The organism is Micromonospora sp. KC606, from assembly GCF_004348675.1.
Taxonomy (GTDB): domain Bacteria; phylum Actinomycetota; class Actinomycetes; order Mycobacteriales; family Micromonosporaceae; genus Micromonospora.
The window spans coordinates 1-22,988 of sequence record NZ_SMKN01000025.1; the positions used below are offsets into that span (position 1 = coordinate 1).

Genomic DNA, 22,988 nt, shown 5'->3' on the forward strand with positions numbered 1-22,988 from the left:
CCTCGACGCCGTGGCCACTGGAGTATCCGGAGGCATTCGATGACCCGCCCGCAGGTGTCCGCGGTGATGCTGGCCTACGGCGCCGAGCCGTACCTGGTCGACGCGGCCCGCGCCGTGCTGGACAGCACCGACGTCGACGTCGAGCTGATCGTCGTCGACAACGGTTGCACCGGCGACGGCATCGACATCGTCAAGGGCTTCGCCGGCGTCCGGGTGATCCGCCCGGAGGAGAACACCGGTTACTCGGGGGGCTGCCGGGTGGGTGCCGCCGAGGCGACGGGCGACTGGCTCGCCTTCGTCAACTCCGACGCGATCGTCGCCCCCGACGCCCTGGCCAAGGTCGTCGCCGTGACCGGCGAGCCCGGCGTCGGCGCCGCGATGGCCTCCATCCGCCTCGCCGACAATCCGGAGCTGATCAACACCTCCGGCAACCCGCTGCACTTCACCGGCCTGTCCTGGGCCGGCGGCAACGGGGAGCCGGCCAGCGCCCACGCGGTGCGCACCACGGTCCCCTCGCTCAGCGGCTGCTGCTTCGTCATCAGCCGGTCGCTGTGGCGGGAGTTGGACGGCTTCGCCGCCGAGTACTTCGCCTACCACGAGGACACCGAGCTCAGCCTGCGCCTGTGGCAGCGCGGCCTGCGGCTGGAGTACGTCCCGGACGCCGTGGTGAAGCACCACTACGAGTTCTCCCGCAACGCCCTCAAGCTGTACCTCGTCGAGCGGAACCGGCTGGTCACCCTGCTCACCGCGTACGAGGGACGCACCCTTCTGGTGCTCACGCCCGTCCTGCTGCTCACCGAGGCGGCCATGCTCGCCGCCGCGCTCGCCGGCGGCTGGACGAAGCAGAAGGTCCAGGGCTGGGGCTGGCTGTGGCGCAACCGTGCCTGGCTGCACGCCCGCCGTCGCCAACTCCAGGCCGAGCGGAGCGTCCCCGACGGCATCGTCGCCGAGCTGATGACCGCCAGGGTCGCCCCGTCGAACGTTGACTCGCCACCCGGCATGGGCATCTTCAACGCGATCGCCGCCGGTTACTGGGCCATGGCGCGACCCCTGCTGCGCAGGCGCTGACCGGATCGACGAACGTCTGCCGCGCCGGCGCGAGCAACGCCGCGGCCAGGTCGGAGGCAGGTCGCGGGCGGCCACCACGGACGCGAACCCGAACTGGCCGCTGGTCTCGTTCAGCGCGGCGGCGGAGCCGGCCCTCTCCGGCGGCGCGGCGGCCAGGACCAGATGGATAGCCAGCGTCACGAGTGGGCCGGCGCCGAGGAAGATCAGCGCGAATCCGGCGGCCAGGGTGGTCGGCCCGGATGTCGTGTCGGTCCGGGTCAGCACGAGTGGACCGGACACCGAGATCGCCAGTCCGACGCCGATCACGGATGCCGGCCGGAACCGGCGGGCGAGCAGCGGCGACACGATGAACGACACCGCGTTCGCCACGACAGCGGGCAGCAGCCACAGGCCGGTTCCTGGACCAGGTGCTGTGCCGTATCGCGCCCAATCCCATGGCCGCACTCAATCACGCGATCGCAATGGCCATGACCGACGGCGGCGACAACGCCGCAGTGAGGACGCGCCCGGCAACGCCCCGTAAGTACGGAGCTGGCTGCGCGCGCAGCCCGTCCGCCGCCACCACTGCGTACGTCCGGTGCTCGGAAGACTCGGCGGGGGTCGGGGGTCTTCTCAGGCCCCCGCCGATCCGAAACCGTTACTCCGGCGCCTGCTTGCCCTCCAGGTCGGCGGAGCCGGCGGAGGTGGTCGGCTTGTGCGCCTCCTCGGTCGGCGCGGTGGGCGTCTTCGCCCGGCCGCCGGTCGGCGCGGCGTCGCCCGCGGCGTCGCCCTCCAGCAGTGCGGTCAGTGCCGCCCCGGTGATCCGTCGAAAGGCACGGCCCACCCGGGCGCGGTCCAGGACCGCCACCTCCAGTTGGTTGGCCGCGATGGTGCGTGAGGCGCCGCCCTCGCCGCCGACGCTGCTCAGCGCCCGCACCGACAACCGCACCGCCTCACTGAGCGACATGTCTGCCCGGTGGTCGGACTTGAGCACGTTGGTGATCGCTTCGGCCTGGCCGCCCATCGCCATCCGGCCCGGCTCGTCGTTGACCGATCCGTCGTAGGTGATCCGGTACAGCTCGTCCTCCTCGACCGTGGCGCCGACCTGCGCCACGCAGATCTCCACCTCGAACGGCTTGGACTGCTCGGTGAAGATGGCACCGAGGGTCTGCGCGAAGGCGTTGGCCAGCGCCCGACCGGTGACGTCCCGCCGGTCGTAGCTGAGACCGTTCAGGTCGGCCATCCGTACGCCGGCGCGGCGCAGGTTCTCGAACTCGTTGTACCGGCCAACGGCGGCGAAACCGATCCGGTCGTAGATCTCACTGACCTTGTGCAGGGCGCTGGAGAGATTCTCCGCGACGAAGAGCACCCCGCCGGTATAGCTGACGACCACCGCGCTGCGGCCCCGGGCGACGCCCTTGCGGGCCAGCTCGGAGCGGTCGCGCATGATCTGCTCGGGCGAGGCGTAGAACTGCATGGCCACGGCGGCGGTTCTCCTTCGGGCGCTGTGCTGACGACTGCTGACTGGTGGGGTGGGAGCGGGGTCAGCCGCCCGGGTTCTCCATCCGGCCGGCCACGACCGTCTCGGCGATCGTCGCCGTCTCGGCGTCGGTGAGCCGGTGCGTGCCCTCGGCGGTCGCCGTCATCACCACCGGGTAGATCCGGCGGGTCAGGTCCGGCCCGCCGGTGGCGGTGTCGTCGTCGGCGGCGTCATAGAGCGCCTCGACGGCCAGCCGGATCGCGTCGTCGACTGACAGCCCGGAGCGGAACCGCTTCTTCAGCGCCGACTTGGCGAACAGCGACCCGGAACCGATCGCGTCGTACCCGGTCTCCTCGTAGGGGCCGCCGGTGACGTCGAAACTGAAGATTCGACCTGCCCGGGCCGGATCCCGCGCCGCCAGGTCGAAGCCGGCGAACAGCGGGACCACCGCGAGCCCCTGCATGGCCGCGCCGAGGTTGCCCCGGATCATCGAGGCGAGCCGGTTGGCCTTGCCGTCGAGCGAGAGCATCGCGCCCTCGATTTTCTCGTAGTGCTCCAGCTCCACCTGGAACAGTCGCATCAGCTCAAGGCCGATGCCCGCGGTGCCCGCGATGCCCACCAGCGAGTACGCGTCGGCCGGGTGCACCTTCTCGATGTCCCGCTGGGCGATCAGGTTGCCCATGGTGGCCCGTCGGTCGCCGGCCATCACCACCCCACCGGCGGCCGAGATGGCCACGATGGTCGTCGCGTGCGGTGCCAGGTCGGCGGCCATGCCCGGCGGCAACGGCCGGCGGCCCGGCAGCATCTCGGGGGCCACCCGGCTCAGGAACGTGGTGAAGGAGGACGTCCCCGCGTTGGTGAACACATCTGGTAGACGCCCGGATGGATCAAAACCCGCTGCCACGTGGTTCCTCTCAGGTACGTGATCGCCCTGGCCAGCCTCGTGGGACTGTCACGGAACCGGCCAAGACCACCGTTGCAGTTGAAGCAGAGTATCCCGCGCACCCAGCCGGCGCGATGATCGTGGTCCAGATGTTGGGGATCTTCCCCGCCGCAGATGGCGCGGACGCCGCCCGGCTCGGCCAGGGATCCTTCAGCTCGCCGCAGTCCAGACAGCGCCGTTGACCATAACGGTCGTCGAGAGGAAGGGGCGCATCCGATCTGCCCCCTGGGTCCTACTCACCCCCTTTCTGCACGTAGCCCCTGACGAACTCTTCGGCGTTCTCTTCCAGGACGGAGTCGATCTCGTCGAGCAGGTCGTCGACGTCCTCGGTGATCTCGGCGTGCCGCTCGGCGACCTCCGGGTTCGCCTCGGTGGTGACGTCCTCGATCTCCTCGCCCTGGCGCGACTTGCCGGTCTGCGACTGCCCGCCGCTGTCACGAGTGGCCATCTCGGTGCCTCCTCCACGATCGCTTGCGAGAAACTTACCTCGCGGGGCCGACGAACGGCCCGCCCCGCGCCGGATCTTCCCGACGCGTCACCGGCCCGACCCGGCGGCGCTCAGCCTCCGGTGAGCGTCTCCAGTAGGTCCTTCGCACTCTCGCAGCGGTCGAAGAGGGCGCCGACATGCTGGCGGGTGCCCCGCTCCGGCTCCATCATCGGCACCCGCACCAGCGACTCCCGGCCGACGTCGAAGATGACCGAGTCCCAACTCGCCGCCACCACCTCGGAGGCGTACTGGGCCAGGCATCGGCCCCGGAAGTAGGCCCGGGTGTCCTCCGGCGGTTCCACCATCGCGCGGCGGGTCTGCTCCTCGTCGAGCAATGTCTTCATCGAGCCACGGGAGACCAACCGGTGGTAGAGCCCCTTCTCCGGTCGGACGTCGGAGTACTGCAGGTCGACGAGCTGGAGCTTGTGCGAGCCCCACCCCAGCTTCTCCCGTTCCCGGTAGCCCTCCAGCAGCCGCAGCTTCGCCACCCAGTCGAGCTCGTCGGCGCAGAGGAACGCGTCGCGGCCGAGCCGGTCGAGCACGCTCTCCCAGCGGTCGAGCACGTCGCTGGTCTGCGCGTCGACGTCGTCGCCGTACCGGTCGTCCACGAAGGACCGGACCCGCTCCAGGTACGCCCACTGGACGTCCAGGGCCGTCAGGCGGCGGCCGTCGCGCAGCCGCATGAGGTGCTTCAGCGAAGGGTCGTGGCTGACCGCGCGCAGCTCGCTGACCGGATCGGCGATGCCGAGGTCGGCACCGAGCGCCTTCTCCTCGATCATGGTGAGGATCAGCGCGGTGGTGCCGACCTTGAGATAGGTGGAGATCTCCGACAGGTTGGCGTCGCCGATGATCACGTGCAGGCGGCGGTACTTGTCGGCGTCGGCGTGCGGCTCGTCCCGGGTGTTGATGATGGGACGCTTGAGGGTCGTCTCCAGCCCCACCTCCACCTCGAAGAAATCGGCCCGCTGGGAGATCTGGAAGCCGCTCTGGCCGCCGTCCTGGCCGATGCCGACCCGGCCGGCGCCGCAGACGATCTGCCGGGTGACGAAGAACGGCGTCAGGTACGCCACGATGTCGGCGAACGGAGTCCGCCGGCGCATGAGGTAGTTCTCGTGGGCACCGTAGCTGGCACCCTTGTTGTCGGTGTTGTTCTTGTACAGGTGGATCGGCTGGGTGCCCGGGATGGTGGCGGCGCGACGGGCCGCCTCGGCCATCACCCGCTCCCCCGCCTTGTCCCAGCGAACCAGGTCCAGCGGGTTGGTCACCTCGGGAGTGGAGTATTCCGGGTGGGCGTGGTCGACGTACAGCCGCGCGCCGTTGGTGAGTATCACGTTGGCCAGGCCGAGATCCTCGTCGGCGAGCGCCTCGGCCGGATCGTACGCGGCCCCCGAGTAGGTGAAGCCGCGGGCGTCGCGCAGCGGCGACTCCTCCTCGTAGTCCCAGCGGGCGCGACCACCCCGGTTGAGTTCCGGACGCGCCCCGTAGGCGTTGACCACCTGCGAGGAGGTCACCATGGGGTTGGCTCCGGCCAGGCCGGGCACGGAGATGCCGTACTCGACCTCGGTGCCCATGATTCGTCTGACGCTCATCGACCTACCTGCTCCGCTCGGCCCAACCCGGTTCCCCGTTCCTGTCGAGCGTAGTCGCCCTCAGGGCGCAGGGGGGCACGCCGGCACAGCCGGTGTCGCCTCCGAGGATTTGTCGGTCTCGGTCGGCAGGTTGGTGGGGAGCACATCGCACTCCGCAACGTTGAGGGGAACCCAGGTGACCCGCTGGCGCAGCGCCGGGTAGTTGACGAGGATCCAGTGGACCCGCCGGCCGGCGGTGGGGTCGGCGGAGATGAACCGGATCGGCCCACGAACCCGCTCGACCATCTGGTGGGTGCGCCACGGCTCCTGGAAGACCATGTCGTAGACGCCCGGCGCGGTGCGGGCGGTGGTGCCCTGCAGGGTGGAGAGGCAGAGCGTCTCCAGGTAGGGACGGTAGGAACCGCGGTCGAGCATGAGCGTGGTGACACCGGGCTGGTCGGGATAGCGCCGCTGAGCCTCGGCGCAGACCCATGCCTCTTTGGACGGCAGGTGTAGCTCCTGGTGGACCCAGCGCTCGGTCCAGGTCTGCTCGTTGGCGACCAGCATGCTGGGATGCCAACCGGTGACCCCACAGAGGACCACCGCGACGACCGTGGCGCACCCCGCGCCGAGGACGCCGGCGACGCTCGCGGTCACCGCCCGCCAGGATCGACCGCGCCGTGGTGCGGGCAGCAGCCGGACCACGGCGGCGGTGCCGACGATGAGCAGCGCGGTGGCCAGGTGGGTGGACTTGATGAAGTAGTAGCCGGGTTCGACGCCGGAGGCGTCGTTGTAGCCTGCTATGCCGAGCGACAGGGCGACGCCGACCGCGCTGACGATCAGCCAGCGCCGCCAGGCGGGGTCGGCGCGGCGGACCTGGACGAGCAGGGCGACTCCGACGATGCCGCCGAGCCAGATCAGGGCTCGCCAGGCCTCGGTGCGGGCCTCGACGCCACCGCCGATGTCCAGCGCCTCGGTCTGTTTGGCGCGCAGCACGCCGAGCAGCGGGGCGACCAGGGCAAGTACGCTGCCGGCGACCCCGACGAGCAGGACGGTGACCCACCGGCGCAGCGCCTCCCGCCAGTGGCCGAGGAGCCAGCAGAGCACGAGCACGGCGGCGGGCGGGAGGAACAGGTAGTAGGTGAAGCCGATGGCGACCACCAGGCTGACGAGCAACACGAACTGTTCACGGGTGCCGGCCACCGGACGGCCGACGAGGGCGGCGAGGAGCACCGTGAGGGCGAGGCCGAGAACCTCCGTCGGGTAGCCGGACAGCAGCAGGCGCGGCAGTTGCGTGCCCAGGACCAGGGCGCAGACCACCGCGGTGAGCGCGGAACGGTGCAGCAGGTGGATCGGCCCGGAGATGCGCTGGGCGGCCCAGAGCAGGATGAGCACGAGGAGACCGAAGCCGGCCATGGTCCAGAAGGCGTAGTGGCCGACGCCCTCCGGGCCTCGGGGGGCGGTGCCGGTGGGCACGAGGAACCCGTCGAGCAGGGCGGCGACGAGATGCCAGCCCTGCGGGTAGTAGAGCATCTGGGGCAGCAGTACGTCCTTGGCGGCGGCGGTGTCGACGAAGGCGTACCCGCCGAGACGGCCGATGACGTCGAAGAGGGCCAGGTGCCGCAGGTTGTCCTCACCCCGGATAAGGATGGTCAACTGCCCGGCAAGGTCGTGCACGCGCTCCCAGGGTGCGCTGAGGTAGATCATCATCCCGGTCGTCCCGGCCACGGGGAACAGATCGACCCAGCCGGGGCGGGGCAGCCGTGGCCGGCGGCGCAGCGCGGCAGCGGCGAGGACGACCAGGGTGAGGGCGGCCCCGGTCAGCGGCACGGGTCGCATGCCCCAGGGCCAGACGGCGAAGAGCAGGCCGCCGGCCGTGGCGGCGCCGAGCAGCAGGGCGACCGCCAGGACGAGCCGGTCGAGAAGGGTGCGTCCGCCGCGCAGCACGCTGGCGGTGGCCAGCAGAACCAGTGGGGGCAGCAGCCAGTCGCGGTGCAGGGCGTGGACGACCAGGGGCACGAGCCAGGCGGCGACGAGCCCTGCCGCCACCGGCACCGGGCGGCGCCAACGGCGTCGCGCGGACTGCACGGGCGGATGGATGTCCCCGGTCGCCGGGGTGGTCGGCGGCTCGGCGACGGTGAGCTCGGGCGGCACGAGGCTCCTCGACAGGGTCGACTGCGGTGGAGGAAGTCTACCGACGGGCCGGGAATTCCACCCGCCCGGGACGGATCCGACCGGTTAACGTCCTGTTACGTGCGAGAAGGGCCCGCGGCCGGCGCCGCGGGCCCTTCTGCCGTTGTGGGTCAGAGGTACTGGCCGGTGTTGCTGGCGGTTTCGATGGAGCGACCGGCCTCGGCGCCCTTGCCGCCGGAGACGAGCGTGCGGATGTAGACGATCCGCTCGCCCTTCTTGCCGGAGATGCGGGCCCAGTCGTCCGGGTTGGTGGTGTTGGGAAGATCCTCGTTCTCGCGGAACTCGTCGACGCAGGCGTCGAGGAGGTGCTGCAGGCGCAGCCCCTTACGACCAGAGGTGAGGAACTCCTTGATGGCCATCTTCTTGCCCCGGTCGACGATGTTCTGGATCATCGCCCCGGAGTTGAAGTCCTTGAAGTAGAGGACCTCCTTGTCACCGTTGGCGTAGGTGACCTCGAGGAAGCGGTTCTCCTCGGTCTCGGAGTACATCCGCAGCACGACCGCGTCGATCATCGCCGCCACGGTGGCCTGGGGGTCGCCGCCGTGCTCGGCCAGGTCGTCGGCGTGCAGCGGCAGGCCGGAGAGGATGTACTTGGAGAAGATGTCCTTGGCCGCCTCGGCATCCGGACGCTCAATCTTGATCTTCACGTCGAGCCGGCCTGGACGCAGGATGGCCGGGTCGATCATGTCCTCCCGGTTGGAGGCGCCGATCACGATGACGTTCTCCAGCCCCTCCACACCATCGATCTCACTGAGCAGCTGCGGGACGATGGTGTTCTCCACGTCGGAGGAGACGCCGGAGCCGCGGGTCCGGAAGATCGAGTCCATCTCGTCGAAGAACACGATGACCGGCGTGCCCTCACTGGCCTTCTCCCGGGCCCGCTGGAAGATCAACCGGATGTGCCGCTCGGTCTCGCCGACATACTTGTTCAGCAGCTCCGGGCCCTTGATGTTGAGGAAGAAGCTGGTGTGCTTCTCCTTGCCCTCCCGCTCGGCGATCTTTTTCGCCAGCGAGTTCGCCACCGCCTTGGCGATGAGCGTCTTGCCGCAACCCGGCGGCCCGTAGAGCAGGATGCCCTTCGGCGGCCGGAGCTGGTGCTCGCGGAACAGGTCGGCGTGCAGGAAGGGCAGCTCCACCGCGTCGCGGATCTGCTCGATCTGCGCCTGGAGACCGCCGATGTCCTCGTAGTTGACGTCGGGCACCTCCTCCAGGACCAGTTCCTCGACCTCGCTCTTCGGGATCCGCTCGTACGCGTACGCCGAGCGGGGCTCGATCATGAGCGAGTCGCCGGCCCGGATCGGCGAGCCGATCAGGGTCTCGGCGAGGTGCACGATGCGCTCCTCGTCGGAGTGCGAGACCACCAGCGCCCGGTCACCCGGTGCGCCGTCCGGCCCCGCAAGGATCTCCTTGAGCATCACCACCTCGCCGACCCGCTCGTAACCGAACGCGTTGACGACGTTGAGCGCGTCGTTGAGCAGGACCTCCTGCCCGCGCTGCAACTCCGCCGCGTCGAGCGAGGGCGAGACGGCCACCCGGAGCTTGCGTCCGCCGGTGAAGATGTCCACCGTGCCGTCGTCGTGCCGCGAGAGGAAGACACCGTATCCGCTCGGCGGCTGTGCCAAGCGGTCGATCTCCTCCTTGAGCGTCACGATCTGCGCGCGAGCCTCCTTGAGGGTGCTCACGAGCCGGTCGTTGTTCTCGGTGAGCCGCGCCAACTGTGCCTGGGTGGCCGCCAGCCGCTCTTCGAGCTGCCGGACGTGTCGGGGGCTTTCGGTCAACTTGCGCCGCACCAGAGCGAGTTCCTCTTGAAGGAACGCGACCTGCGTGGAGAGATCGTGGGCTTCCTTCTCCCACCGTGCGGCGCGCGAGTCCGCGTCGTCGCTGCGTGCCACGTCCCACCTCCCCGGGGGGCTTGAACGTTCTGCCCTAACACTAGCCGCTATGAGGCCCATTCGGTCCTACGCAACGCCCTCGTCACCGAACCTTGATCGCGAAGGGACGCCTGAGGTGCGGGTCCGGGCGTTCGGGTACCGTCGAGAGGTGGGACGGGAGAACATGGGGGGTGCAGCGTGACCGAGGTCGCGACCGACCAGCTTCAGGTCTGGGTGGACCAGGACCTCTGCACCGGCGACGGGCTCTGCGTGCAGTACGCGCCGGAGGTCTTCGAGTTCGACGTCGACGGCCTGGCGTACGTCAAGGGCGCCGACGGCGAGCTGCGGCTGTCCCCGGGCAGCCGGGTGGACGTGCCGGAGCACCTACGCCTCGAGGTGATCGACTCGGCGAGGGAGTGCCCCGGGGAGTGCATCCACGTGGTGCGCGGCAGCGACGGGGTCGAGGTGGCCGGCCCGGAGGCCGGGAACGACTGAGCCGCCGGTGGGCGGCGCCACGAGGGCCGGGGACGACGATGTCCCCGGCCCTCGTCACAGCACCGGACGGCCGACCACCGAGGCGACCAGCCGGGCGAACTCCTCCAGCCGGGCGATCTGGCCGGCCCCGCCGTCGTCGAGCGTCTTGCCGAAGCGCAGCGCGTCGTGCCGGGGCACCCCGGTGACCTCGTCACCGGGCGGCGCCTCGTCCAGCGAGGTGAGCAGCAGGTAGACGTCGATGCTGTCGACCCGCACCTCACCGCTGTCGGTCCGGGTCAGCCGACGCCGGCAGCCGACCTCGGTGACCGTGGAGACCGGCACCACCCGCAGCGACGAGGTCATCGCCCCGGGCGGCCCCTCCCCCGGCGGCACGTCCTCGCCGTGCCACAGCACCAGCCGGCTGCCGTCGCAGACGACGACCTCCTGCCAGACCCCGTTGACCTCGTTGACGAAGCGTTCCAAGGTGAAGCCGAGCACGGACGCCCCGCGCAGCACCCCACCCAGCGCCTCGAGCGCGATGTCCGGATCGCGCAGGTAGGCCCGCGCCGCCGACTCGAGGTCGGTGTAGGGCGACCAGTCCGGGAACACGGCTGGCAACTCCCCACCGCCGAAACCCGGCCGACTCATGACATCTCCCCCAGGTCGTGTCGTCGGCCGACGCCGGCCGGCGGAATCAGCCCGATCACTCCCAGCCGCCCCGCCGCGCCGTCACGGCAGCCGTGGCCCGTCGGCCGCGTCCGGCGGCGTACCGTCCGCCGCCTGCCGGGCCGCCTCCGCCGCGCGCAACGCCTGCCGGCGCTCGGCGTACGCCTCCGCGCCCTTGCTGGGCTTACGGCGCCGAGGCGGGGCGGTGACGCCCGGAGCGAGCTTACGCGCGGAGACGAGGAAGGCGGTGTGCGCGATCATCCGGTGGTCCGGACGGACGGCCAGCCCTTCGGCGTGCCAGTCCCGCACCAGCGACTCCCAGGCGCGCGGCTCGGTCCAGCCGCCGCGCTCGCGCAGCGCCTCCACCAGCTCGGACAGCTGCGGGGTGGTCGCCACGTACCCGACGAACACGCCGCCCGGCAGCAGGGCCCGCTCGACCATGTCGAGCGTCTCCCACGGGGTGAGCATGTCCAGGATTATCCGGTCGAACCCGGTTTCGGTGCAGTCGGCGACGTCACCGACGTGCAGTCGCCACGCCGGGTGCGCGGCGCCGAAGAACGCCTCGACGTTGCGCCTGGCGATCTGCGCGAAGTCCTCGCGCAGCTCGTACGAGTGCAGCTCGCCTCCGGTGCCGACGGCGCGCAGCAACGAGCAGCTCAGCGCACCGGAGCCCGCGCCGGCCTCCAGGACCTTGGCGCCGGGGAAGACGTCGCCCATGGCCACGATCTGCGCCGAGTCCTTCGGGTAGATCACCTGGGCGCCGCGCGGCATCGACAAAACGTAGTCCGACAGCAGCGGGCGCAGCGCGAGGAAGGCGGTCCCACCGCCGGCGGTGGTCACCACACTGCCGTCGGGCTGACCGATCAGCGCGTCGTGCCGCAGGATGCCGCGGTGGGTGTGGAACTCCTTGCCGGGCTCCAGGACGACCGTGTGCATCCGGCCCTTCGGGTCGGTCAGCTGGACCCGGTCACCGGGGCGGAACGGTCCCCGGTGCACCGGGGGCAGCTCCGGGACGGCGACGGGTGTGCCCGGGGCGGCCGGGAGGGCGGAGGAGTGTGCGGTCACCTGTTCATCTTCCGTGTGGGTTCGAGGACCTGTGCCAGATCCGCGACGTGCAGAACGCCGACCACATCTTCGCCTGCGGTCACCACGTACCGTGCGGCCGGGTGGGCCTGCACGGCCGCCATCACCCGCTCGGCGTCGAGCCCGGCCGGCAGCGCCGGCAGTTGGTCCAGCGCCCGGGCCACCGCGTCCACCGCCAGCCAGGGCCGGCGCGGCGGGGGTACCGCGTCCGCCGCCGTCGGGTCGACCAGGGCGACCGGCCGGCCGGCGCCGTCGAGCACGGCCACCGCCGCGCCCGGCGGAGCCTGCTCGGCGTGCCGGCGCTGCGCCTCGGCGAGTGGGGTGCCGGTGGGAACGCCGAAGACGGGGCGGGCGAGCCGGGCCAGGTCGATCAGGGGTACCCGGCGGCTGATCCGGGCGTACCGGATGGACTGGCCGGCCCCCCGCCACAGGGTGACGGCGACCAGCAGCATCAGCGGCAGCGCCAGCGGCATCAGGATCCGCTCGACGGTGAGCCACCCGACCAGCACGCCGGTGCCGACAGCGACGGCCCGGCCGACCCAGCCGGCGACCTCGGTGGCCCGGTGCCGGTCCCGGGTGACCGCCCAGACCGCGGCGCGCAGCGCCCGGCCGCCGTCCAGCGGCAGCCCGGGCAGGATGTTGAAGACCGCCACGACGACGTTGCTCAGCGCCAGTTGCAGGGCGAGCTGGTGGGCGAGGGTGCGGTCGGGCAGTGCCAGGGTGAGCCCGACGCCGAGGGCGCCGAGCACCGCCGAGACCGCCGGCCCGGCCAGGGACACCAGCAGGTCGATCCGGGGAGTGGGGGCGTCGGATTCCATCTCGGTGTAGCCGCCGAGCAGCTCGAGGGTGATGCCGCGTACGCCGATGCCGTACCGGCGCGCGACCAGCGCGTGGCCCAGCTCGTGCAGCAGGACGGACCCGAGCAGCGAGACGACGAACCCGAGGCCGATCAGGTAGCCGCCCAGCGCGGACAGGTCGAGCCGTTCGCGGGCGAACTGCGCGTACGTCACCGTGATGAGCAGGGCCAGCAGCAGCATCGACACGTTGACGTGCAGCGGGACCCCGAAGACCCGGCCCACGGTCACGCCGGTGCGCCGGCCGGCGGGCCGGGCGGATCGGGTCGGGGAGTTCACCGGCCCGATGCTACGCGGTGCGGATCATGCTCCGGTGCGGCGACGGCGGCCTGTCACACCGGTGCCCTACCCTTCGGGACATGACGGCGGAACCGGTGACCGACCAGCAGGGCACTCCCGCGCCGGCGCCGCCGGCCACCGTCCGGGCGTCGCTGTCGCCGTCCCGGGCGGCGGACTTCAAGACCTGTCCGTTGCTCTACCGGTTCCGCAGCATCGACCGGTTGCCCGAGCGCCCCAGTGTGGAGCAGGCCCGGGGCACCCTGGTGCACGCCGTACTGGAGCGGCTGTTCGACCTGCCGGCGCCCGGGCGCACCCCGGACGCGGCCGGTGACCTGGTCGCCCCGCAGTGGGACCGGCTGGTCACCGAGCAGCCGGAGCTCGCCGCCCTGTTCGACCCTGCCGACGAGGCGGGCGCCGCCGAGTTCCTGCGCTCGGCGGCAGCGCTGCTGCGGGGTTACTTCGCGGTGGAGGATCCGCGCCGGTTGGAGCCGGCTGAGCGGGAGAGCCTGATCTCCGCGGTGGTCGACGACGAGTTGCTCATCCGGGGCTACCTCGACCGGCTCGACGTGGCGCCGGACGGCGCGCTGCGGGTGGTCGACTACAAGACCGGCGGGGCGCCTCGGGAGGCGTTCGAGGCCCGGGCGTTGTTCCAGCTCAAGTTCTACGCGCTGGTGCTGTGGCGCACCCGGGGCGTGGTGCCGCGGGTGCTGCGCCTGCTCTACCTCAAGGACGCCGAGGTCTGCGACTACTCCCCCGACGCCGAGGAGTTGCTGCGCTTCGAGCGCACGGTGGTGGCGCTCTGGCAGGCGATCGAGCAGGCCACCGAGCGGCAGGATTTCCGCCCCCGGCCGAGCCGGCTCTGCGACTGGTGCAACCATCAGGCGCTCTGCCCGAGCTTCGGCGGCACCCCGCCGCCCTTCCCGCAGCGGTTGGCGGTGCCCGACCCGCTGCGCGACGCCCGCTCCGGCCCCGCCGCCCCCGGCGCCGACGAATGAATCACGCACCACGGGTGAGCCACCGTGCGGTACGACGGGCGTCGCCTCCCTGAGAGGGTTGACTCACCGTCGGCGATGACCGATCGCGCGGTGGCGACTGGCGACGCGGTATGGCCGACGGACCCGCGAGGTGGTGGCGGCGCCGACCGCTCGCCCGGGATGCGCTTTTCGCCACCGCAGCGTCGGTGTCATCGTCGTTCCTTTCAGCATCTACCCACCGGTTCGCGATGCCCCGATCTGTTTCTGGGCTCTGGTGGGGCGTACGGCCGCCCACACGTCCCTGATCGCCGCGCTCGCTCGATCCGCTGACGACCGACTGGTGCTTCCTGACGCCTGGATCGCGCCCGGCGCAGGCTGAGCCTGGCCTGTCCGGAATCGGGACGCTGGTGGGGCAGGTTCGCGAGTCGGGTGGCTGCCGCTGGGGCTGCGCGCCCGGGTGCAGGCGGTGGCACTGGCCTACGAGTCCGGCCTGGTCCGCCCGAAGGTGTGAGGCGGGCCGCACCCGAGGGGTCGCGGGCGGGAGGGCGGCGCCGTTGCCGTGGTGACCTACCGTGACCGGAGGCGGCGCGGCGCGGTTGACCATCGCGTGGCGTGAGGTTCTAGCGCCGGCTCCGGCGCCGTCCCGGGGCCTGGAAACGCGGTCGACGGGCGGCTGGCTCAGGGGCAACCCTGAGCCCGGCTCCGGGCCGACCCGCAGCGGGAAATCCGCTTCGGCTCCGACCGGAGGCGGACGGATCCCGCCCGGACGGCACAGAGGATGGGATCAGCCCCACCGGCCAACGGGGGCGATGGGGAACGCAGTACGACGGAAGAGGTAGATGACGTGACGGCGACGGTAGGCCGCGAGGCACAGGCCGCGGCCCGGGCCAACGACGTGTGGAAGGTGTACGGCAGCGGAGAGGCGCAGGTGATGGCGCTGCGTGGGGTGAGCGCCGAGTTCGAACGTAGCCGGTTCACCGCGATCATGGGCCCGTCGGGCTCGGGCAAGTCGACGCTGATGCACTGCCTGGCGGGCCTGGACTCGGTCACCCGCGGCACCGTGATGATCGGCGACACCACGGTCACCGGGCTGGGCGACGCCGGCCTGACCAGGCTGCGCCGAGACAAGGTCGGCTTCATCTTCCAGCAGTTCAACCTGCTGCCGACGCTGACCGCCCAGGAGAACATCCTGCTGCCGATGTCGATCGCAGGTCGCCGGCCCGACCCGGCCTGGTATGACACGGTGATCGACACGGTCGGCCTGCGGGATCGGTTGGGGCACCGTCCGGCGCAGCTGTCCGGCGGGCAGCAGCAGCGGGTGGCGTGCGCGCGGGCGCTGGTCGCCCGCCCCGAGGTGATCTTCGCCGACGAGCCGACCGGCAACCTCGACTCCCGCTCCGGCGCGGAGATACTGAGCTTCCTACGCAACTCGGTACGCGAGCACGGTCAGACCATCGTCATGGTCACCCACGACCCGACCGCCGCCGCGTACGCCGACAGGGTGGTCTTCCTCGCCGACGGTCAGATCGTCTCGGAGCTGATCGAGCCGACCGCCGACACGGTGCTGGACACCATGAAGAAGCTCGACACGCCGGCCGAGGTGGCGCGCTGATGTTCCGCGCGACCTGGAAGAGCCTGCTGGCGCGGAAGGTGCGCCTGGTCCTCTCCGGCCTGGCGGTGGTGCTGGGCGTCATGTTCGTCTCCGGCGCGTTCGTGCTCACCGACACGCTCGGCCGCTCCTTCGATCAGGTCTTCGCCGACGCGTTCGAAGGCGTCGACGTCAACGTCTCGGCCAAGCCGAAGGTCGCCCTCGGCGAGATGGAGGGCGAACCGGTGAGCGCCCCCGTCCCGGCCGCGACGCTGGAGCGGGTCCGCGCGGTCGCCGGGGTCGCCGAGGCCACCGGCGTCGTCGCCGCGGACGGTGCGCGCATGATCGGCAGCAACGGCAAGGTGGTCACCTCGTTCGGGCCGCCGCAACTGGGCGAGAACTGGGTGGGCGAGAGCGACCTGGTGACGCTGCGCGAGGGCCGGGAGCCACGCGCGGACGACGAGATCGTCATCAACGCGGCGCTGGCCGAGGCAGCGAAGGTGAAGGTCGGCGACCGCGTCGGTGTGCTGACCCTGGAGCCGAAGAAGGAGTTCACCCTCGTCGGCGTCTTCGGCTACAGCGGTGACCGGGACTCCCTCGGCGGGGCCAACGAGATCGTCTTCACCACGCCGGTGGCTCAGCGGCTGATGCTCGGCGAGCCGGACGTGTTCACCAACATCAGCGTCAAGGCCGCCGACGGGGTCGGCGAGGAGAAGCTACGCGACGACATCGCCACCGCCCTCGGCGACGGCTACGAGGTCAGGACCGGCGAGCAGATGTCCGCCGACGCCGCGGCCGGCCTGAAGGAGGGGCTGTCCTTCTTCAACAAGATCCTGCTCGGCTTCGCCGCCGTGGCACTGCTGGTGGGCACCTTCCTCATCCTGAACACCTTCTCGATCATCGTCGCCCAGCGCACCCGGGAGCTGGCCCTGATGCGGGCCATCGGGGCCAGCGGCCGGCAGATCATCGGCTCGGTGGTGCTGGAGGCCGTGGCGGTGGGGCTGATCGCCTCCGTGCTGGGGCTGGCCGCCGGCATCGGCGTGGGCGCGCTGCTGGCGTACGTGTTCGGGCAGTTCGCCGGCGGGCTCGCCCTGGCCGGGCTGGGTGTGCCACCCGCGGCGGTCATCGGGGCCTTCGCGGTGGGTCTGGTGATCACGGTGGTGGCGGCGCTGCTGCCGGCACTGCGCGCCGCGCGGATCCCACCGATCGCGGCCATGCAGGACGTAGCCACCCCGGACCGCCCGCTGACGAAGGTGACGGCCGCCGGCGGGATCGTCACCGCGATCGGCGCCGCGCTGCTCTTCCTGGGGCTCAGCGGCAACGCGGGCGACAACACGCTGGCGACCATCCTCGGCGGGGTGCTCTTCGCCTTCATCGGGGTGGCGCTGCTGACGCCGCTGATCAGCCGGCCGGTGGTCTCCCTGCTCGGGGCGCTGTTCGCCTGGTCGGTGCCGGGCAAGCTGGGCCGGCTCAACTCCGGCCGCAACCCGCGCCGCACGGCGATCACCGCGGCGGCGCTGATGGTCGGCATCGCCCTGGTCACCGGCGTGACGGTGATCCTCGACTCGGCCAAGGGCAGCATCAGCGCCCTGGTCGAGGACCAGGTCAAGGCCGAGCTGGTGATCTCCGGGGCGCAGAGTGGCCCGCGTCCGCCGAGCTTCGACCCGGCCGTGCTGGAGAAGGTTGCCGCCATCCCGGGCGTCCAGTTGGTCGACGGCGAGTACGGCGACATGGCGCAGGTCGACGGCGAGCGCACCTGGGTGGCGGCGTCGAGCAACGTCGCCGCGCTGGAGCAGATCTTCGGGGCGAAGGCCACCTCCGGTGACATCAGCCGGCTGGGGCCGGACCAGATGCTGTTCAGCTCCGACACCGCGAAGTCCCGCAACGTGTCGGTCGGCTCGCAGGTCACCGTCCAGCTGTCCCGGGGCGAGGCCCGCACCTACACGGTCAGCGGGATCTACGAGAGTTCCGAGCTGACCAACCCGGTGGTGCTGCCGCCGCAGGCGGCGCGGGACTTCGCCATCCCGCAGCCGATCCAGGGTTTCCTGCAGCTCGCCCCCGGCGCCAGCGTCGACGACGTGCGGCCGCAGGTCGAGACGTTGCTCGCCGACAGCCCCGAGGTGTCGGTGGCCGACCGGGCCGCCTTCATCGAGCAGCAGACCGGCCAGCTGGACGGCCTGCTCCAGATGATCCAGATCCTGCTGGCCCTGGCCATCGTCATCGCGGTGCTGGGCATCATCAACACCCTCGCCCTGTCGGTGCTGGAACGCACCCGGGAGCTAGGCCTGCTGCGGGCCATCGGGCTGCGCCGGGCGCAGACCATGCGGATGATCACCGTCGAGGCGGTGGTGATCTCGGTCTTCGGGGCCCTACTCGGTGTGGCGGTCGGCACCGGTCTCGGCGCGGCGGTGGTCGAGGCGCTCAAGGACGAGGGGATCACCGACCTGATCCTGCCCTGGGGTCAGATGGGGCTCTTCCTCGGCCTGGCCGCGATCATCGGGGTGGTCGCCGCGGTGCTGCCGGCGATCCGGGCCGCGCGAATCAACGTGCTCGGCGCGATCGCGCACGACTGATCCGGGCGCGAGGGGCCCTGCCGGCAACGGCGGGGCCCCTCGTCGCGACCGCCGCCCCGGTAGCCCCGTCCCCGGCCTGCGGCCTCTTGTGGTACCCGGGCGCCCCGACGCCCCAAGCGGCCGCAGACCGCGATCAGGACGGCGGGTCGCCGAGCAGCGCCGCCAGCAGCTCCAGGTCCGCCCCGGTCAGGCTCTCCACCTGGTGTACGCCGTCCATCGTTGGCAGCGGCGCCTCCGCCGGCACCGCCAGCACCGCCGCGCCGGCGGCGAGCGCACTGGCCACCCCGGCCGGCGAGTCCTCGATCGCCACACAGCGGGCGATCGGCACGTCCAGCAGCCGGGCGGCGGTCAGGTACGGCTCCGGGTGCGGTTTGGCGGCGTCCACCTCGTCGCCGCACACCACCGCGTCGAAGCTGTCCCGCCCGAGGGTGTCCAGGGCGATCTCGACCAGGGCGCGACCGCTGGAGGTGACCAGGGCGGTGGGAATCCCGGCGGCGCGCACCGCCCGGAGCAGGGTCAGCGCACCGGGCCGCCAGCGCAGTCCGGTGCGGAAGAGCTCCAGGATGCGGGCGTCGATCCAGGCGGCGCTGGCCTGCGGCTCCCGCTCGGGCTGGCCGAGGTCCTCGTGCAGGATCCGCATCGCCTCGGCCATGCTGGTGCCGATGATGGCGCGGCGGGCGTCCGCGGAGAGTTCACCGCCGTACTCGGCGGCCAGCTCGCGCAGCGCGACGTCCCACAGTTTCTCACTGTCGACCAGGGTGCCGTCCATGTCGAAGAGCACGGCGGCGGGGTGTTGACTGCTCAGCGGATCCTCCTGCGGGGGTGCGGCGACCCACCGATACTGCCAATCCCCCCGCCGCTGCGCCCGGGCGGACCGGGCACCAGTGACACAGGTCAACACGGTGCCATCGGGCTGTGGCCACCCCCAACCGCTGTCGGCCCGGCCCGGCCGGCGTCAGCCGAGGTTGCAGGCGGCCAGGGAGTTCTCGTAGCCGCGGAAGAACGAGTCGGTGCGCTGTTCGGCGGTGCCGTGCGCCCCCTCGGCGAACCAGGGCTGGTCGGGGTCGTCGCCGACGGCGAGCAACCCGTCGCGGAACTCCTCCAGATCGCCGTCCTGGAGCTCGAGCTGCCCGTTGCGCACCGAGTCGCCGAGGTACGCCCCGGCCATGCAGTCGGCCTGGAGTTCCTGCTGGATGGTGAAGCTGTAGCGGATGCCCATGCGCACCTGGATGCCGTGGGCGTACTCGTGGCCCAGCAGGTAGAACACGAACGCGTCGCCGACCTGCCGGAACGCGGCCACCGACCAGTTCACGTCGTAGGCGATGTAGTCGCCGGCCGAACAGTAGACCGCGTTGTTGCGTGGCACCGGCTGACCGGCGCAGGTGACCTGCCCCTCCCGCTGGTAGGGGATGATCCGGGCGACCGGGGTGAACGGCCGCCCGGACGCCCGGAACTGGGCCGCCCAGTAACGCTCGGCGATGCGGACCGCGCCCCCGATGTCCTCCTTGAACTCCGCCACGCTGGTGGTGCCGTCGGCGCGGGTGGTCTGCGCGCCCGGCGAGGCTGCGGTGCGGGTCTGCTGCGGGCGGGGCTCCGTCGGCTGCTGCGGGCCGCTCGGCCCCACCCCGCCGGCAGCGCAGCCGACAGCGATCAGCGCCGCCGCCAGACCCGCCAGTGAGCCCCGCGACCGCCGTCGCGCGCGTGCCGTCACCGTTGCCTCCCCAAGGCTCGTCGTCGATCGGCCCGGTACCCGGACCGTATGACGATCATGCCGGGTGGAGGTCGCCCTGACCATGATCGGACGGCAGCGGATCAGCGTCCCCGGCGACGGCAGCCGGCCATCGCGCCACCGACCCCGAGCACCACCCACACCGTCGTCGTGGGCTCACGGTATGAGCCCACCGCCAGCCGCCCCGCCGTCGGGCCGTCAGCCTCCGGCGAGGACCTCCCGCAGCCGGGCGGCGAACGCCACCGCGTCGTCGACGAATCCGATGTGCCCGCCGGGGAACATCGTCGGCTCGCCGCCCAGCGACGCGGCCAGCACCCGCGACGTCCGGTCGCACAGCTCACCGGTGGACTGCTCGCCGAGACCGACGAGCACCCGGGTGGGTCCGTCGCGCAGCGCGGCGACGTCGGGCCGGAACCGGGTGGTGCCGCGCAGCATGTGCAGGTACTGGTAGCGCTCGTCGGCGGCCTCCTGCGGCTGCGGCTCGCCGCCGAACATGGCCAGGACCGCCGCCTCCGGCAGCTGGATGTTGGCGGTGGCGAGGAACATGCGCCACGCACCGAGCCGGTCCCCGGCCAGGTAGGTGGCGATCATGTCGTCCTCCCTGGCGAGCAGCTCCGCCCGGTCGTCGAGGATCGTCAACAGCGGCGGTTCGTGGGCGATCACCGTGTGCGCCACCCCCGCGTGGGCCTGGGCGAGGGCCAGGACGGTGACCGCGCCGCCGCTGGAGCCGAGCACGGCGGCCGGCCCCACGTCGAGGTGGGCGACGAGCCGGGCGACGTCGTCGGCGCGCAGTTCGGGTGTGGAGTCCTGCTCCGGGTCGTGCAGCCGGCTGCGGTTGATACCGCGCGGGTCGGTGGTGAGTACCGTGTGGTCGGTGGCCAGCAACTCGGCCAGCGGCGCGAACGCCGCCGCGTCCATCGGGGCGGCGACCAGCGCCACCAGCGGGCCCCGCCCGCGTAGCTCGTAGTGCAGCAGACCGTCGGGGACCTCCAGGGTCGCGACGGTGACGGTGGAAGTGGTGCTCATCGGGTCCTCCCGGGTCGTGACGCGTTAGGCGTTCACAGTGGAGACTCCCGGCGTACGGCAGAATCGTCGCTCGTGACGGCGATTTCCCCGGCGGAACCGGCTGCGCTCGACCCGGTGCTGGCTCGGGCGCGCGTCGGCGACCAGCGCGCGTTCGCGGAGCTGGTGGCCCCGCTGCGCCGGGAGCTGCACGCGCACTGCTACCGGATGCTCGGGTCGACCCACGACGCCGACGACGCCCTGCAGGAGGCGCTGCTGCGGGCCTGGCGAGGGCTGGCTCGCTTCGAGGGGCGCAGCTCGGTGCGCTCCTGGCTGTACACGGTGGCCACCCGCACCTGCCTGGACGCGGTGGCCGGCCGGCAGCGCCGGGCGATGCCCGTCGACCTGGGCCCGGCCAGCGACCGCGCCGTGCCGGACGACAGGCCGGTGGCCGACGTGGCCTGGCTCGGCCCCTACCCCGACGCCGGGCTCCCCGACGGGCCGGCCGCCCCGCACGCCCGCTACGAGCAGCGCGAGGCCGTCGAGCTGGCGTTCGTCGCGGCCCTGCAACACCTGCCGGGAAACCAGCGGGCCGCGCTGCTGCTCTTCGAGGTGCTGGGTTTCTCCGCCGCCGAGATCGCCGCCATGATGGCCACGTCGGTCACGTCGGTGAACTCCGCCCTGGCCCGGGCCCGGCGGATCGTGGCTGACCGGGTGCCCGCGCCCAGCCAACAGCGGACGCTGCGGCAACTCAACGACGCCCGGCTGCGGCAGCTCGTCGACGGCTACGCCACCGCCCTGGAGAACGGCGACGCGCCGGCGCTGGTCGCCCTGCTCACCGAGGACGTCACCTGGTCGATGCCACCGATTCCGCACTGGTACCGGGGCCTGGCGGCGGTCACCGACTTCGCCCGGGCGGTGCCGCTGACCAGCTGCGGCCAGTGGCGGCACCTGCGGGCGGCCGCGAACGGTCAGCCCACCGTCGCGTCCTACCTGCGTAGAGACGGTCAGGGGTCGTTCCTGGCCTGGTCGGTCAACGTCCTGACGGTGCGGGGCGGGCGGATCGCCGAGATCACCTCGTTCGTCGGCGAAGACCACGTCATTCGGATCGGGCTGCCGGCGACCCTCCCGGCCGCCGCGCCGGCCCAGGCGCACGCCGAACGCACCGCCACCTGACCCGGTGTGATCGGTGGCGACGCACACGGCGTCCCTGGTCCCCGGCGACCCGCTGCTCGAGGTGACCAACCGGTCGGACGCCGGCCCGTGGGCGGCGCCGGATTGGGTGGCGCGCCGGTCGGGCGTCCGCGCCGGTTTGGGCAGCCGGCGGCTCCGCGCGGTGGTTGATCAGCCCCTTGACGTGGGCGGATGCGCCGGATAACACTCTCGCAACCACTGCGAAACGGAGGCGAGCGCGCCCCGGCTGGTGAGGGTCTCGCCGGACACCGCCGGTAACACCTGGGCGGACGGCGCTGTCGGCGTCCGAGATCGCCGCACTGGCCGGTGGTAGCTGAGCCGACGGAACGGTCCTGTCCGGCGGCGGCCCGGCACCGGAGACATCGGTGCCGGGCCGCCGGCCCGTTCGTGGTCGGCCGGGCGCAGGTCAACTCTTGGGCGCGATGGCGCCGCTGAGCGTGCGCACGACGAGGCGTAGTGCCTCGTACCGGGAGATGTGGGTGTCCGCGAGGTAGCTCCAGCCCGCGTACAGCTGGGACCACAACACGCTCTGCACCCAGGTGGCGGGCAGCTCCGGATCGATCGTCCCGTCGCGGTGCCCGCGCTCCACGAGGGCACTCAGCTGCGGGTCGCAGCCGCCCCGCTCCGACCAGTCGGCGTCGTCGATCAGCTGGGGTTCGCTGAAGATCAGAGAGAGCAGGCTGCCGAGCTCGAAGTACTCGTGGCAGAGCCGCCGTAGCGCGTCGGCGCCGGTACCCTCGTCGAGCCGGGCGTTGTCGGCGGCCCGGTTGAGCCTGGTCACCCCTTCGGCGCTCAGGGCCTTCAACAGGTCGGATCTCTCGGCGAAGTATCGGTGCAGGGTGGTACGCCCGACGTCGGCCGCCGCGGCGATCTCACCGAGGGTCGCGGTCGCGTTCTGTCCAAGCACCTCGATCGCGGCGTCGATGATCGCCTGCCGGGTTCGAGTTCGGGTGCCGCTCTCCTGCGTGTCCACACGCACAGGA

The 22,988-nt window shown here is 71.9% G+C and carries 20 protein-coding genes; 6 read left to right on the plus strand and 14 right to left on the minus strand.

What is annotated here, in order from left to right; translation table 11 throughout:
* Positions 1-39: 39 nt before the first annotated feature.
* A complete protein-coding gene (locus E1193_RS08675; protein WP_132181972.1) occupies positions 40-1,068 on the plus strand; it encodes a glycosyltransferase family 2 protein in 1,029 nt (342 codons plus the stop codon).
* 637 nt (positions 1,069-1,705) lie between these two features.
* Here E1193_RS08675 and prcA read toward each other — a convergent pair.
* From prcA to arc, 7 genes are all read right to left on the minus strand, one after another.
* Positions 1,706-2,530, minus strand: coding sequence for a proteasome subunit alpha (prcA, locus tag E1193_RS08685; RefSeq protein WP_132181974.1), 825 nt, complete (start codon positions 2,528-2,530; stop codon positions 1,706-1,708).
* Between the two features lie 61 nt (positions 2,531-2,591).
* Positions 2,592-3,431, minus strand: a complete 840-nt coding sequence (gene prcB / locus E1193_RS08690; RefSeq protein WP_207922632.1) for a proteasome subunit beta — start codon at positions 3,429-3,431, stop codon at positions 2,592-2,594.
* Complete coding sequence (locus tag E1193_RS08695) at positions 3,350-3,532, minus strand: endonuclease domain-containing protein (RefSeq protein WP_243707432.1); 183 nt, start codon at positions 3,530-3,532, stop codon at positions 3,350-3,352. The genes prcB and E1193_RS08695 overlap by 82 nt, the downstream gene beginning before the upstream one ends.
* Positions 3,533-3,702: 170 nt before the next feature.
* Positions 3,703-3,918 (minus strand): ubiquitin-like protein Pup, encoded by a 216-nt coding sequence (locus E1193_RS08700; RefSeq protein WP_111133268.1) that lies wholly within the window; start codon positions 3,916-3,918, stop codon positions 3,703-3,705.
* A 110-nt stretch (positions 3,919-4,028) separates the two neighbouring features.
* Positions 4,029-5,546, minus strand: a complete 1,518-nt coding sequence (gene dop, locus E1193_RS08705; protein ID WP_132181978.1) for a depupylase/deamidase Dop — start codon at positions 5,544-5,546, stop codon at positions 4,029-4,031.
* 60 nt (positions 5,547-5,606) lie between these two features.
* Positions 5,607-7,679, minus strand: a complete 2,073-nt coding sequence (locus E1193_RS08710; RefSeq protein WP_132181980.1) for a hypothetical protein — start codon at positions 7,677-7,679, stop codon at positions 5,607-5,609.
* Positions 7,680-7,828: 149 nt separating this feature from the next.
* Positions 7,829-9,610 carry a proteasome ATPase gene (gene arc, locus E1193_RS08715; RefSeq protein ID WP_132181982.1) on the minus strand — a complete coding sequence of 594 codons (1,782 nt, stop codon included), beginning with the start codon at positions 9,608-9,610 and terminating at the stop codon, positions 7,829-7,831.
* A 177-nt stretch (positions 9,611-9,787) separates the two neighbouring features.
* Between arc and E1193_RS08720 the strand changes: the two genes are divergently transcribed.
* Positions 9,788-10,084 carry a ferredoxin gene (locus tag E1193_RS08720; protein ID WP_132181984.1) on the plus strand — a complete coding sequence of 99 codons (297 nt, stop codon included), beginning with the start codon at positions 9,788-9,790 and terminating at the stop codon, positions 10,082-10,084.
* 54 nt (positions 10,085-10,138) lie between these two features.
* Here E1193_RS08720 and E1193_RS08725 read toward each other — a convergent pair whose 3' ends face one another.
* The 3 genes from E1193_RS08725 to E1193_RS08735 form a co-directional block, all read right to left on the minus strand.
* Positions 10,139-10,711 (minus strand): hypothetical protein, encoded by a 573-nt coding sequence (locus E1193_RS08725; RefSeq protein ID WP_132181986.1) that lies wholly within the window; start codon positions 10,709-10,711, stop codon positions 10,139-10,141.
* 81 nt (positions 10,712-10,792) lie between these two features.
* Positions 10,793-11,734: a tRNA (adenine-N1)-methyltransferase gene (locus E1193_RS08730; protein WP_132182034.1), complete on the minus strand. Its 942-nt coding sequence runs from the start codon at positions 11,732-11,734 to the stop codon at positions 10,793-10,795.
* Between the two features lie 56 nt (positions 11,735-11,790).
* Positions 11,791-12,945: a site-2 protease family protein gene (locus tag E1193_RS08735; RefSeq protein WP_207922633.1), complete on the minus strand. Its 1,155-nt coding sequence runs from the start codon at positions 12,943-12,945 to the stop codon at positions 11,791-11,793.
* A gap of 80 nt (positions 12,946-13,025) precedes the next feature.
* Here E1193_RS08735 and E1193_RS08740 point away from each other — a divergent pair, with 80 nt between their 5' ends.
* From E1193_RS08740 to E1193_RS08750, 3 genes are all read left to right on the plus strand, one after another.
* Entirely contained in the window at positions 13,026-13,940 is a 915-nt protein-coding gene (locus E1193_RS08740; protein ID WP_132181988.1) for a PD-(D/E)XK nuclease family protein, read from the plus strand.
* A gap of 823 nt (positions 13,941-14,763) precedes the next feature.
* Complete coding sequence (locus E1193_RS08745; RefSeq protein ID WP_132181990.1) at positions 14,764-15,531, plus strand: ABC transporter ATP-binding protein; 768 nt, start codon at positions 14,764-14,766, stop codon at positions 15,529-15,531.
* Positions 15,531-18,080: an ABC transporter permease gene (locus E1193_RS08750; RefSeq protein WP_132181992.1), complete on the plus strand. Its 2,550-nt coding sequence runs from the start codon at positions 15,531-15,533 to the stop codon at positions 18,078-18,080. Before E1193_RS08745 ends, E1193_RS08750 begins: the two co-directional genes overlap by 1 nt.
* 133 nt (positions 18,081-18,213) lie before the next feature.
* Here the strand turns inward: E1193_RS08750 and E1193_RS08755 are convergent, their stop codons facing one another.
* The 3 genes from E1193_RS08755 to E1193_RS08765 form a co-directional block, all read right to left on the minus strand.
* A complete protein-coding gene (locus tag E1193_RS08755) occupies positions 18,214-18,861 on the minus strand; it encodes an HAD family phosphatase (protein WP_132182038.1) in 648 nt (215 codons plus the stop codon).
* A 174-nt stretch (positions 18,862-19,035) separates the two neighbouring features.
* Positions 19,036-19,791 carry a neutral zinc metallopeptidase gene (locus E1193_RS08760; protein ID WP_132181994.1) on the minus strand — a complete coding sequence of 252 codons (756 nt, stop codon included), beginning with the start codon at positions 19,789-19,791 and terminating at the stop codon, positions 19,036-19,038.
* 216 nt (positions 19,792-20,007) lie between these two features.
* The gene (locus tag E1193_RS08765) at positions 20,008-20,835 is read right to left on the minus strand and encodes an alpha/beta hydrolase (protein WP_132181996.1); all 828 of its coding nucleotides are present in this window, start codon (positions 20,833-20,835) and stop codon (positions 20,008-20,010) included.
* A 72-nt stretch (positions 20,836-20,907) separates the two neighbouring features.
* Between E1193_RS08765 and E1193_RS08770 the strand changes: the two genes are divergently transcribed.
* On the plus strand, positions 20,908-21,987 hold the full coding sequence (locus E1193_RS08770) for a sigma-70 family RNA polymerase sigma factor (RefSeq protein ID WP_132181998.1): 1,080 nt from the start codon (positions 20,908-20,910) through the stop codon (positions 21,985-21,987).
* Positions 21,988-22,411: 424 nt separating this feature from the next.
* Here E1193_RS08770 and E1193_RS08775 read toward each other — a convergent pair whose 3' ends face one another.
* Positions 22,412-22,978 carry a TetR/AcrR family transcriptional regulator gene (locus E1193_RS08775; RefSeq protein ID WP_132182000.1) on the minus strand — a complete coding sequence of 189 codons (567 nt, stop codon included), beginning with the start codon at positions 22,976-22,978 and terminating at the stop codon, positions 22,412-22,414.
* Positions 22,979-22,988: the final 10 nt, after the last annotated feature.